The following is an 11,752-nucleotide window of genomic DNA, read 5'->3' as shown; positions in this document are numbered from 1 at the left end:
ACTGTTGCCAAAGTGTCAAATTCGGGGCGGTTACAGATAATGGTTCCACAGGGTTTATTCTCCTGTGCTCAGGCTGCTTTGCTGAGCCTTATCTGCCTCAGATGGTGGTGTTAACCTGGCTTCGATGCGCACTAGCGTCTCACTAATACTCTGCAAGCAGGCTAAGGTCTGAGTCGCCAAATCGGCTTTCGCCTCGGGCCTTATCTGGCTTTCACTCAAGGCACTCTTTTGCGCCATCACGGCCGCGCGAAACTCGGCAACCTCTTCCACACCTGTCAGGCTAATCAAGGCACCAGCACCAGACTGGCCTGCTGTTTCAATGGTCAGTTTATGAATGCCGAACAGGCGCATCAAAGGCCCCTGAATCATCGCCATATCGGTGATCTTATCCAGCGGCACGGTATTTTCGGTGCGGGTAAGTATCCCCTTTCGCACAATTAACTTCTTGGTCGTCAGCTCGGCACTCATATTGGCGATATAACGATTGGTCACTAATAGTCCCAGAGGAAACCAGAGCAGAAGCAGAGGAATACCGACAACAGTCACCCCTAAAAGCACAGCCCCCGAGTTCAACCAATAGAGCCCGAGCTTAGGGCTAAACCTGGCTTCGAGCAGTGTATTCTCTTCCATCATCACTCAATCTCCTGACACACCTTAGGTTGAAATGACCTATGACAATGCCAAGAGAGAAGGCATTAATCAATCAAAATCATGCGTTTATTTATTTACATTTGTTAGCAGTTCGCCCTATTGACTTTGTTACATTAGCGATTAGTTTAGTAACGTTACCGTAACAAAAGGTGACGAATGGTGGCGGTAGTGAAGAGGTAGTCACTGAATATAAATATAAAGATAAATTAGGGATAATCATGAAAAGACCTCAATACTGGCCCAGCGCTTGCGCTATCGCCATTACCCTTGCGCTAACCCCTCACGTATATGCCAACGATGATGTTGAACGTATCGAAGTCACAGGCTCTCGTATTAAACGTACTGACATTGAAGGCCCATCGCCTATCCAGTCGATCAACAAAGACGATATTGCCAACATGGGTTTCGATAACCTACAACAGTTACTGGAACGTATGCCGGCCAACGGTGCAGGCGCCTTCTCTACCCGTGGCAACAGTCAAGACTCAACCGCCAACGGCGCCGCCTCTATCAGTCTGCGTGGCATGGGCCCAGATGCGACCTTGGTACTAATCAATGGTCGCCGCGTAGCCATAAGCTCATTTGCCGAAGGGATCACCAACTCCTTCGTCGACATTAACAATATTCCTATCTCTGCCATCGAACGCATCGATATCCTAAAAGATGGCGCCTCAGCGATTTATGGCTCTGATGCCATCGCCGGTGTGGTAAACATCGTTTTGCGTAAAAACTTCGAAGGGCTAGAAATTAACTTAGGCTATGGTGATGCCTCTGACTCTGGTTATGATGAACAAAGCGCTAGCATGCTGTGGGGCATGCAATCGGATAAGGGCAGCGCCTCTATCATTCTCGACTACTTTAAAAACAACACCCTAGCCGCCAGTGAGATGGGCCGCTTCGGTACAGCGAATCAAAGTCCATACGGCGGTGAAGATTTCCGTTCATCACGCGGCTTCCCGGGCTACTTCTATGTCGATGGCGTCAAGACGATAGATCCAGATTGCCCGCCTGACTCGGCCACTGCCAGCGGCAGCTGCCTGTTCGACTATGGCCCTTATAACCTCACCATTCCTGCCGCAGAACGTGTAGGCGCCATCGCCCAGTTCGACTATAACCTGACTGATGAGCTAACGGCATTCCTCGAAGTCGCGGCGCAGCACAACACCTCTGAAGCTGGCGGCGCACCGACGCCTCTGGATGAAGATGCCATGCTGACCGTACCCGGCACCCACCCCAACAATCCTTGGGGTACGGATATCGAGATCGGCCGTTACCGTACCGTCGATGCCGGCGCACGTCGCTGGGACATCGAATCTGATACCCTGCGTATGGTCGCTGGATTGCGTGGTTCAATGGATGAGTGGGACTGGGAAGTCTCATTCCAAAAAGGTCGCAGCGAATCGACCCAAAAAGGTGACAGAAGCCAGGGATGGGTAAGAACCGACTTCTTGCAAGCTGAGATCGATGCCGGAAATTACAACCCCTTCGGTGGCACCATGAACCCTCAAGAGGTGATCGACCGTATCACCACCAGCCTGGTTCGCCAGGGGGTGTCACACCTGACCGCCTATGATGCTAGCATCACTGGACCTGCCTTTACCCTGGCCGATCGTGAAGTGATGATGGCAGCGGGTATTGAGTACCGTGAAGAGGATGTGAGTGATGTTCCAGATGATCAGTTCCAGCGCGGGCTTATCTTCGGTACCGAAGCCGTGTCAGCTCAAGCGGATCGCGATCAATACGCCGCCTATGTGGAATTTTCTATTCCAGTCACAGACAACTTTGAGCTACAACTGGCTGGCCGCTATGACCACTATAGCGATTTTGGTTCAACCACAAACCCTAAGGTCGCCTTCCAGTGGGGGATCACAGATGAGCTAACGGCACGCGCATCATGGGCAACGGGCTTTCGCGCACCATCACTGGCACAAATCGGTCTTGGCCCATCGAGAGAAAGTAGTTTCTTTATCGATACCTACCGCTGCGATGCTGACAATGTCGACTGTACCGCTCTGGATTACAACACCGAGTTTGCCGGTAACTCAGACCTGGATGCCGAAGAATCAGAAACCTGGAATGCGGGCCTGATTTGGGCACCAACCCAAAAATTTGATGTCGGCTTCGATGTCTTTAGCATCACTCAGGACAATAAGATCGATAAGCAGCCGCTAGGTGAGATCTACCTGGCTAACTGTAACGATCAAAATAGCACTGTGTGTGAGCGTCTGGCGCCGCAGCCAGGACAATCTTTAGGCCCTATCAGCCTGATCCACTCAAGCTTTATTAACCTCAGCTCACAAGAGGTGCAAGGGGTAGATGTATCCAGCCATTATGGTTTGGAGTTTGATAGTTACGGCGAACTCAAATTTGGACTGGAATACAGCTATCTACACAATTTTGAGAAAGACAAGCTAGATTACACTGGTGAATATCGCTATCCACAACATCGTTGGTTGCTCACCACAAACTGGACCATGGATGACTTTGCCGCCAACATCAACTTCAGCTACATAGGTGAGTTTGAAGATACACCAGACATCAACTTCGACGGCGTCCTCGATTTTGAAGAGAATGAGTCACGAATGGTTGATGCACAGCTACTGGTGGATATATCAGCCTCCTACCGCTTTAACGACATCATCAAGTGGAGTGTTGGCATCAACAACGTGTTAGATGAAGAGCCACCATTTGCTATCGGTGATGGTGACACTGACCTCTACGGCTACGTGATTGCTACCCACAATCCTATGGGTCGCTATTTCTACACTAAGGTGAGTATGAGGTTCTAACCTACACTTTCACAAAAATGGCATCCACTTGGATGCCATTTTTTATTACACTCAACACTTCTCCAACACTGAGCGAGGAAAAGGATGATCACTCTATATGGAACCCCAAGAAGCCGCGCGTTGCGTGTCTCTTGGTTGCTGGAAGAGCTGGATGTCGATTGGCAATTTCATTTCATCAACTTTGCCAAGGGCGACAACCGCAGCGAGGCCTTTTTGGCTATGAACCCCAGTGGCAAAATCCCCGTCATTCAAGATGACGATTTGGTGCTGACCGAATCGGCGGCAATCTGCCAATACCTGGCTGAAAAATATGGGCAAGGTCAATTTCTGCCCATCCCTGGCACGCCAGAGGCCGGTCATTATCATCAATGGATGAGCTTTATCATCAGTGAACTAGAGCAGCCGCTTTGGACCATGGGCAAACATAAATTTGCCCTGCCGGAGGCCCAGCGTCACCCAGAGATCTTACCGGTCGCGGTGTGGGAGTTCGACAAGGCCGCCGCCATTGCTGAACAGCTCTTGCCCGATAGTGAGTTTCTGCTCGGCGATAAACCGACCGTGGCAGATATCATGTTAACCCATACCCTGATGTGGGCCACTGTGTTTGAGCAGCAGATCCCGCCCAAACTGGCCGCCTTTAGAGACAGAATGAAGAGCCGCCCGGCGCTAGCCCGCGCGCTAGAGAAAACCGAAGCCATAGCCGCGAAGGCCGTGGATTAGGGATATCGCGACAGCATAGTGATCTGAGCATCACTATGCTGCTACAGCGTGAGTTTTTAGGCTGACTGACAACCCGGCACCTCGGACAGGTCCAGCTCGATATCACCTACCCCTGAGCCGATAGTCAAAATATGATCATCCAGACTCATCTTATAGTCGCCCACCCAATCCAAGGTTTTAATCGGCTTCAGCTGATAGCGCCACACAGGTAAATCACACTGCAACCACACCCTATGGTAAGCCTTGCCCATGGCCCCAGGATCTATGGTCTGCACCCAGATGGCGTAATCTTCAAAACGCTTAAACTGACTCTGTTCTTTCACTGGTGCATTAAACACTAGGCTCATAAACAAACCCAAGGCTAAGAAAATAAGCTGCGCGGCGCCCAGCAAATAACTTAGCCCCATAACGAAAGTTACTGGCCAGTTGCCCTTGATAACTTGAGCAATTTGACGACGAAAGCGACCGAGTAGTGATAATCCAACAAGCACGGCAATTAACTTTATCAGCAGGGCCACAGGTTGCACCTCGAGCATAAAGCTTGGATTAACCCACAAGGCCCCAAACAGACCGGGTAACAAACTCTCGATCAACGGCAGATAGATAAGCGCGGCGATGATAACTAGGCGTGAGGTTGGCTGGCGAGACGCCTCGACTTGGTACATATCCTTGTCCAAATAAAGTTAACTTTTAGGTAATATTTGCACAAGATAGCATTGGGCCCGTTGAAGCAACACGGTTTAAAGATGAAAGATAATTAAAAAAGCCCCGATATAACGATCGGGGCTTCTGTTGTTAAGTCATGCGGTGACTCATAGCTGAGTAGCGGCCCACTTGGCACGGCTCTCGCGGCTCTCTTTCAGGCCTTCCTTTTCACGGTAAGCCTTGTAAGCCTCAACATCCAGCGGCACTAGAGTCACATCCACTTCAAGCACCAGCTTACACTCTTTCTTGATACGCCAGGCGGCGGTGTTATAAAGCTCAGTCAGTGGTAATGAGCTTAAAAACTCAGGGTTATATTGGGTATAAACAGCCTGCGTTGGGTACACCACGAAACTCAGGCGACGCTTAGGCTCTTTACTAAACAGCTCTTCGATACCATCACAGGTGTTAAGCACCTGCATCTCAATGGTCTCATCAAGCTCCAGTAGCTTCTTAGCCGCCAGACCAGAGACTTCAGCCTCGCCCGCTTCCCAGGCCAAGACATCGGCTTCACTACACTTGCTCAGCTCGCCCACCTGGGCCGCGCTTAGACCTAATGAGTGACGCAAATATTTAATTTCTATCGCATTTAATTCAGCACTTTTTGCCATCATGATTTCCAAATGTAATTAATCGTTAACTCGCGCTAAGAGGGGATCCACACCTCTTCCACCCACTGCCAAAATGACTCCCAGCTATCCTCGTCCAGTTCGCCGTCTTGCCACAACATCACCTGACCTTCCTGATCGATACAGTAAAAGCCATCACCCTGCTGACAAATGGCAATATATTCCCTCGGCAAGCCGATAGACCAGGCATAAGAGGTCACCTCGGGAAGATAAGTATGGGAATAGGGATCACTCACAGTCACCGGCTCTAAAGTGCCGTGAATCACGTCACTGGCATATAATAGATATTCCTTTAACTCTGAAGGCAAAGGGATCAGTATCTGCTCTTCGACTTCCACCAGTTGATCGAAGCTGGGCAGTTCCAGTGGCACGGGAACCGTTTGGTTCAGTTCCCTTAGTTGCTCGATAAGATCGTGCATTATCGTCTGCTCTTAATGGGCTAATGGCCGCAAGTATAATCCCTTTAACCGCAGATTGTTAATGCAATTTCACTACACAGGCCAGCAGACTATGCCGCAGCGTTTAGCAGCTCGGCACTATCTAAGCGCTTATAGTAAAGCCAGGCTTTGTGATACTGCTTATGAGACTCTTGACGCAGCGCGGTGATCTTCGCCTGTTCCAGCTCACTCAGTTCACGAGACTGACTTTTAGCGCGCGCTTCGATGGCCTGTATCTGTTCATAGACCTTATGTTCATCACCGCTTTTAATCTCGGCGATCCCTTTAAGGTGCAGCTGCACCTCGGCAATCATGCCGGTCTCGGGCAGTTGCACCAAGAGGTTGAGGTCACGATAACCTGAGGCTTTAGGCGCGGCAAAACGGTTTTTCACCTGCAACACCTTAACCTGACTATTTAACGCCTCATAGGCTGTCATCAAGCCCTGAATATCATCGGCTACCAGACTGGCTCTGGCGAGATCGGTAATGCGGCTGGCATCTCCGTCAAACTTGGCCGCTATCTTAGCCTTGGCACGCTCATAGCTTTTCACTTCGGGGAGCATCAGTTGGTAACGCTGCGTAAAATTAAGCCCTTCGAGCAGCGCAGCCAGTTCCTGTTGCGCCTCGCCCGCTAAGGCATAAAGGCTATCTAAATCTTGGCTGGCCTGATGAATGCTGACCGCAGAGCTGCTGGCAATGGCATGCAGCCCATGCTGGTCTTTGCTAAATGTTTGTTTCTGCGCATAGCTGCCTCGATCATCCTTAGTATCGTTTAGGGCATCGTAATTAACCGCTAAGGCACTGCGCGTGGAGACTAATAACAGGAAAATAAAAAAAGGTCGAAACAACTTATTCATAACCGTCCTCGGTAATAGCGTTAACCTCGAACCTTTAATCTAGCCAGCACTCACTTAATCCAGGCTGAATGGGTGATGAACAATTGTTTATCAAAAATGTCATAAAAAAAGAGCGCCTAGGCGCTCTTTTTAACGATTGAAATAACAGGTTACCAGATCTTCACACGCTTGCTGGGCTCAATATACATAGCGTCACCTTCTTTAACGTCGAAGGTGCTATAGAACTCAGGCATATTAGACAGGGCGCCCACGGCACGGAACTTAGCCGGTGAATGTGGATCGGTCGCCACACGGTTACGCATCGCTTCCTCTTTCATCTTGGCACGCCAGATCTGGCTAAAGCCGATGAAGAAGCGCTCATCGCCAGTCAGGCCATCGATAACCGGTGCTTCTTTGCCATTGAGTGACATTTTGTAGGCTTTGTAGGCGATAGTCACGCCAGAAAGATCGCCAATGTTCTCGCCTAAGGTGAGCTCACCATTAACATTCAGGTCATCAAACACCGCATAGTTGTTGTACTGCTCAACCAGTGCCTTACCACGGCTAGCAAACTCTTGCAGATCTTGCTCAGTCCACCAGTCGCGCATATTGCCTTCGCCGTCGAACTTAGCCCCTTGGTCGTCGAAACCATGGCCCATCTCATGACCAATCACGGCGCCGATACCGCCATAGTTCACCGCATCGTCTGCTTCCATGTTAAAGAAAGGCGGTTGCAAGATAGCAGCAGGGAACACGATCTCGTTCATGGTCGGGTTGTAGTAGGCATTAACCGTCTGTGGCGTCATGTGCCACTCCCACTTACGGATAGGTGAACCTAGTTTCTCAAGCTCCTTCTCGTGGCTTAGTTGGCTTGCGCGCATACTGTTACCCACAAGATCGTCAGCCTTAATGGTCAGCTTGTCATAGTTTTCCCAGCGATCAGGGTAACCGATCTTGGGATCAAACTTAGCCAGCTTATCTTTGGCCGCAACCTTAGTATCTGGGCTCATCCACTCTAAACCATCTATGCTTTCACCATAGGCGCGGCGCAGGTTTTCAACCAACTCCTGCATACGGTGCTTAGCTTCTGGCTTGAAGTGACGCTTCACATAGACCTTACCAACCACTTCACCCAGCAGGCTGTTAACCGTGCTCACACCGCGCTTCCAACGTGGCTGTTGCTCTGCCTGACCGTTAAGCGTCTTAGAGAAGAACTCAAAGTTTTCACGATCCAGATCTGAGCTCAAGTTACCGGCAAAGTGAGTTAGCGTCTGCCAGGTCATGTAGGTCTTCCACACAGACAGGTCGTTCGCCTTCAGCACTTCATTGAAGCCTTCGATATAGCTTGGCTGATTAATAATGATATCGGCCTGCTTGTCACCGCCCAGGGTCTTAAGATAACCGTTCCAGTTGATATCCGGTGCCAGCTTAGGCAGATCAGCCACTTGATACAGGTTGTAGGTCTTAGTGCTGTCACGCGACTCGACTACGTCCCAGTGACGGCTGGCGATAGCGGTTTCCAGTGCCAGGATCTGCTCGGCACTCTCTTTGGCGTTTGCTAAACCGGCTAAGGTAAACATCTTCTCGATATGCGCTACGAACGCCTTACGAATATTGACGAAACGCTCTGCTTCATTGAAGTAGTAATCTTTCTCCGGCAGGCTTAAACCATATTGCCAGATATGGGTTGCATAGCGGCTCGAATCTTTCGCATCTATGTTGATGTAAAACGCCAGCGGAGTACCGCCACCAATCATCTGGCTATGGGCAAAATATTCCACCAGCTGATCTTTGTTCTCAAGCGCGGCGATCTTGTCTAGCTCACTCTGGATTGGCTTGATGCCTAGCTTATCTAACTGCTCGGTATCCATGAAAGAGCGATAAAGATCGGCCACTTTCTGCTCGTCGGTACCAGGCTTTAGATTAGGTGTCGCCGCCACCTCTTCAATAATGGCTTTAACATCGTCACGAGACTTTTCACGCAGGTCGTAGAAAGCACCTGTGCTGGTACGGTCCCCTGGGATCTCGGTATTCTTGATCCAAGTGCCGTTTACATAAGAATAAAAATCATCTTGTGGACGAACAGACTTATCGAAGTTGGCAAAATCGATCCCCGAGGTCAGTGCCTGTTCAACCGCAACGGCGGCTTCTGTCTTGGCCGTTTCTGGCGCCTTAACTTCAGCCTGGTCGCTGTTGCAAGCGCTAAGACCCAGTATTAAAGAGGCACACACCCCTCCAACGAAAACTTTTTTCATGTGAATTCCTTTTATGCTTAATTGTTTTTTGTTAGCAATGCGACTGTCATGGCGAAGCCAAAAAGATGCAAAATCTGCTTCAAGCTACACATGTTAATGGGATTGAGTCGATGTAAACAAGTTTATCTGTTTACCAAAGGCAAATTTCCGGTCACTCATGTGTAAGTAAAGATTTCCTTACCTGTAACATGAGACCCACTATAGGGCGCGGATCACCCGCGCAGGGTTGCCACCGACAACTGTCTTAGGGGCCACATCTTTGGTCACCACGGCACCCGCGGCCACCACGGCTTCATCGCCTATAGTCACGCCAGGCAAAATGATCGCCCCGCCGCCAATCCATACCCGCTCGCCGATCAGAATCGGCTTTGCCGTCTCCCAGCCCTCACAGCGCCGATCGGCCTGCAGTGGATGACTCGCGGTGTAACACTGCACATTAGGGCCTATCATGGTTTGTCTCCCTATGGTGATAGCGGCGTTGTCTTGCAGGGTGACATTGACATTAATAAACACCTGCGGCGCAATATGCAGGTTTTCACCATAACTGATATAGAGAGGGAGCATGATCGCCGCCTCTGGATCGACATGGCACAGCAGGTCGCGATCCAACGCGGCCCGGCGATTCATCTTTGCATTGGCCTGCTGGCGCTGTTGCCAAAGGCGCTGAAGATCACCATCAAGGCAGTTGTACTCCAGTGAGCTAATCATCTTGTCAAATTCGGTTAACGGCTCCATCTGGCATTTGGCTCCTTGGCTGTCACTTGAGTTAAATGAAGGTTTTGCCATGCTAACACTTTTCCTTTACTGCCTGTGGCCTCATAATGTCGCCCCAAAGCAGAAACCTTAGAGTAATACAGTGCGTCTCGACAAATTTATCAGTGAATCCACCCCGCTCACCCGCTCCCTCGCCAAGAAGGCGCTACATCGCGGTGAGGTTAGCGTGGATGGCAAGATCATCAAAGATGGCAGCTTTAAGGTCAAGGAAACCGATAGCGTCTGTCTGGACGGCGAGCCTATCAGCCCAATCGGCCCGCGATTTATCATGCTGCACAAACCGCTTGATACCCTCTGCTCGACCATCGATGAGGTTTACCCCTCTGTGCTTAACCTCGTTGATCTGCCCCAAAAGGATGATCTGCATATCGCCGGACGCTTGGATGCCGATACCACAGGCCTAGTGTTGATCACCAGCGACGGCCAGTGGTCACACAGAGTCACCTCTCCAAAACGGGAATGTGGCAAAACCTATCTGGTGCAGCTTGCCGACCCACTAAAAGAGGAGTGGGTAGAGGAGTTTGCCAAGGGGATTGCGCTGCGTAGCGAAGATGGCCTCACTAAACCGGCGCAGCTAACGCTGTTGGATAGCCATCAGGCCAGACTCACCATCACCGAAGGCAAGTACCATCAAGTCAAGCGCATGTTTGCCGCCGTGGGGAACAAGGTCGTTGGGTTACACCGCGAATCTATCGGCGAGATCGTATTGGATGACACCTTGGCACCGGGAGAGTGGCGTTATCTTACGCCAGCAGAAATCGCTTCGGTCAAATAACGCCAGTCCCGTCGGTCAAGTTTATTGACCGGCAATCACTGCCTTAATGCTATTGAGTAAGGCCCTGTCTGTGCGGGCCTTCTTTAGCTTTTTCACACTCTCTTTGAGCGAGGCATCTGAAAGGCGGGTAAAGATGTCATTGTATTCTTTCTCCTCTATCGCCTCATCACTGTCAGCCAGCTCGGCAATATCCTGAGCCACACGGCTCAACTGTAACCAGGCATTAGCGATATAAAAACCGTGAAACTCGGCCTGAGACAACAATCCCTTAGCGCTAGCTGGTAAAGCATCCCAGGCTTGGCCAAATTTTCCTTCTTCGTCGCTGAGCAGCTCATTAAACAGGTTAGCATAGGCCTCCATCAGGTTTGATGGGATCTTGTCCATAGGGATCACTGTATTGCACACATTCAGCGCGGCCTGCTCGGCAATGGCTTGGTACTCTTGACTCGGTTTACTCATAAAAAATGTCTCAATTAGATAGGGCCAACTGCGTAGTCCCTTCGCTCATCACCAGTGCTTAGGCACCGTCTGAAGCGCGGAAAAATAAAAGAAGACGTTATACCTTAGTCAGACCTAAAAGCAAAATGCTCACTTTGTTATATAAAAGTTAAAAATAAACGCATGAAAAATATACTTTTTACTGTCAATAAATTGCCAGCCGTATAATATAGTTACAAAAAAGGCATCTGTGCTAAGGTTAAATGGTCACATAGCAAGGTTGACAAGCTAAAGAAATGACAAGAAAAACAAAAACAAAATCCTGGTTAACCCTCTTGCTACTTTGGTTAGGTCTTTCACTCTACGGCTACAGTACTATTAGCCTGGCAGAGGAAGATGTAGCCGAAGAGGTGGACGCTGTTTTCGCCAAATTTGAACAGGGCGATTTTACAGATCAGCAGAAGATCAATGATGCGCTCGCCTTTCTCTCCGCTAACATCACTCCCGAAGATACCCAGCACTATCTAAAACTACAAACCGTGCTGTGCTGGAATAGTTTCGACGTCTCTAAGCCGGAAGGGATCAAGAAAGCCATTGCCTTTGCCGATCTTAAATTACTGTCGGAAGGTATATCTGCCTCGGCAGAAGCCGCAACAGATTTAAGGCTATGTCGCGCCTTTATGCATCAGCTACTTGGTGAGGTCGAAGAGGCCATGGATGATGAGATGGACACCTCTTGTAAAGTC

11 protein-coding genes and 1 pseudogene are annotated in these 11,752 nt (G+C 49.8%); 4 read left to right on the top strand and 8 right to left on the bottom strand.

The features are described 5' to 3' along the window. Window positions 1–54: 54 nt before the first annotated feature. A complete protein-coding gene (locus NY07_RS17435; protein WP_033540643.1) occupies window positions 55–630 on the bottom strand; it encodes a PH domain-containing protein in 576 nt (191 codons plus the stop codon). Between the two features lie 239 nt (window positions 631–869). On the opposite strand from NY07_RS17435, the gene NY07_RS17430 reads away from it, so the two are divergent. Both NY07_RS17430 and NY07_RS17425 read left to right on the top strand, forming a co-directional pair. Continuing rightward, on the top strand, window positions 870–3,440 hold the full coding sequence (locus NY07_RS17430; RefSeq protein WP_033540641.1) for a TonB-dependent receptor: 2,571 nt from the start codon (window positions 870–872) through the stop codon (window positions 3,438–3,440). Between the two features lie 84 nt (window positions 3,441–3,524). Beyond that, window positions 3,525–4,160, top strand: a complete 636-nt coding sequence (locus NY07_RS17425) for a glutathione S-transferase family protein (protein ID WP_033540640.1) — start codon at window positions 3,525–3,527, stop codon at window positions 4,158–4,160. Between the two features lie 56 nt (window positions 4,161–4,216). On the opposite strand, the gene NY07_RS17420 is transcribed toward NY07_RS17425, so the two are convergent. The 6 genes from NY07_RS17420 to NY07_RS17395 all read right to left on the bottom strand — a co-directional run bounded on the left by NY07_RS17420 (window position 4,217) and on the right by NY07_RS17395 (window position 9,805). Continuing rightward, a complete protein-coding gene (locus NY07_RS17420) occupies window positions 4,217–4,825 on the bottom strand; it encodes a hypothetical protein (RefSeq protein ID WP_033540639.1) in 609 nt (202 codons plus the stop codon). Between the two features lie 147 nt (window positions 4,826–4,972). Next, a complete protein-coding gene (locus NY07_RS17415) occupies window positions 4,973–5,473 on the bottom strand; it encodes a DUF4447 family protein (RefSeq protein ID WP_033540638.1) in 501 nt (166 codons plus the stop codon). A gap of 35 nt (window positions 5,474–5,508) precedes the next feature. Further along, entirely contained in the window at window positions 5,509–5,910 is a 402-nt protein-coding gene (locus NY07_RS17410) for an SMI1/KNR4 family protein (RefSeq protein ID WP_033540637.1), read from the bottom strand. Between the two features lie 89 nt (window positions 5,911–5,999). Continuing rightward, a complete protein-coding gene (locus tag NY07_RS17405; protein WP_033540636.1) occupies window positions 6,000–6,785 on the bottom strand; it encodes a RelA/SpoT domain-containing protein in 786 nt (261 codons plus the stop codon). Window positions 6,786–6,934: 149 nt separating this feature from the next. Beyond that, a complete protein-coding gene (locus NY07_RS17400; RefSeq protein ID WP_033540635.1) occupies window positions 6,935–9,019 on the bottom strand; it encodes a M13 family metallopeptidase in 2,085 nt (694 codons plus the stop codon). A gap of 198 nt (window positions 9,020–9,217) precedes the next feature. After that, window positions 9,218–9,805, bottom strand: a complete 588-nt coding sequence (locus NY07_RS17395; RefSeq protein ID WP_235363963.1) for a sugar O-acetyltransferase — start codon at window positions 9,803–9,805, stop codon at window positions 9,218–9,220. Between the two features lie 70 nt (window positions 9,806–9,875). Between NY07_RS17395 and rsuA the strand changes: the two genes are divergently transcribed. After that, the gene (gene rsuA / locus NY07_RS17390; RefSeq protein WP_033540634.1) at window positions 9,876–10,568 is read left to right on the top strand and encodes a 16S rRNA pseudouridine(516) synthase RsuA; all 693 of its coding nucleotides are present in this window, start codon (window positions 9,876–9,878) and stop codon (window positions 10,566–10,568) included. 21 nt (window positions 10,569–10,589) lie between these two features. Here rsuA and NY07_RS17385 read toward each other — a convergent pair whose 3' ends face one another. Next, window positions 10,590–11,027: a DUF3069 domain-containing protein gene (locus NY07_RS17385; RefSeq protein WP_033540633.1), complete on the bottom strand. Its 438-nt coding sequence runs from the start codon at window positions 11,025–11,027 to the stop codon at window positions 10,590–10,592. Window positions 11,028–11,302: 275 nt separating this feature from the next. Here NY07_RS17385 and NY07_RS17380 point away from each other — a divergent pair. Beyond that, window positions 11,303–11,752 (top strand): annotated as a pseudogene (locus tag NY07_RS17380) (GGDEF domain-containing protein); the annotation flags it as partial.

This window comes from Shewanella sp. ECSMB14101 (assembly GCF_000773485.1).
Taxonomy (GTDB): domain Bacteria; phylum Pseudomonadota; class Gammaproteobacteria; order Enterobacterales; family Shewanellaceae; genus Shewanella; species Shewanella marisflavi.
This window is presented reverse-complemented; position numbering and strand designations above follow the sequence as displayed.

Coding starts and splice junctions, on each gene's coding strand:
- NY07_RS17435 (WP_033540643.1), bottom strand. CDS start 630: ATGGAAGAGAATACACTGCTCGAAGCCAGGTTTAGCCCTAAGCTCGGG.
- NY07_RS17430 (WP_033540641.1), top strand. CDS start 870: ATGAAAAGACCTCAATACTGGCCCAGCGCTTGCGCTATCGCCATTACC.
- NY07_RS17425 (WP_033540640.1), top strand. CDS start 3,525: ATGATCACTCTATATGGAACCCCAAGAAGCCGCGCGTTGCGTGTCTCT.
- NY07_RS17420 (WP_033540639.1), bottom strand. CDS start 4,825: ATGTACCAAGTCGAGGCGTCTCGCCAGCCAACCTCACGCCTAGTTATC.
- NY07_RS17415 (WP_033540638.1), bottom strand. CDS start 5,473: ATGGCAAAAAGTGCTGAATTAAATGCGATAGAAATTAAATATTTGCGT.
- NY07_RS17410 (WP_033540637.1), bottom strand. CDS start 5,910: ATGCACGATCTTATCGAGCAACTAAGGGAACTGAACCAAACGGTTCCC.
- NY07_RS17405 (WP_033540636.1), bottom strand. CDS start 6,785: ATGAATAAGTTGTTTCGACCTTTTTTTATTTTCCTGTTATTAGTCTCC.
- NY07_RS17400 (WP_033540635.1), bottom strand. CDS start 9,019: ATGAAAAAAGTTTTCGTTGGAGGGGTGTGTGCCTCTTTAATACTGGGT.
- NY07_RS17395 (WP_235363963.1), bottom strand. CDS start 9,805: ATGGCAAAACCTTCATTTAACTCAAGTGACAGCCAAGGAGCCAAATGC.
- NY07_RS17385 (WP_033540633.1), bottom strand. CDS start 11,027: ATGAGTAAACCGAGTCAAGAGTACCAAGCCATTGCCGAGCAGGCCGCG.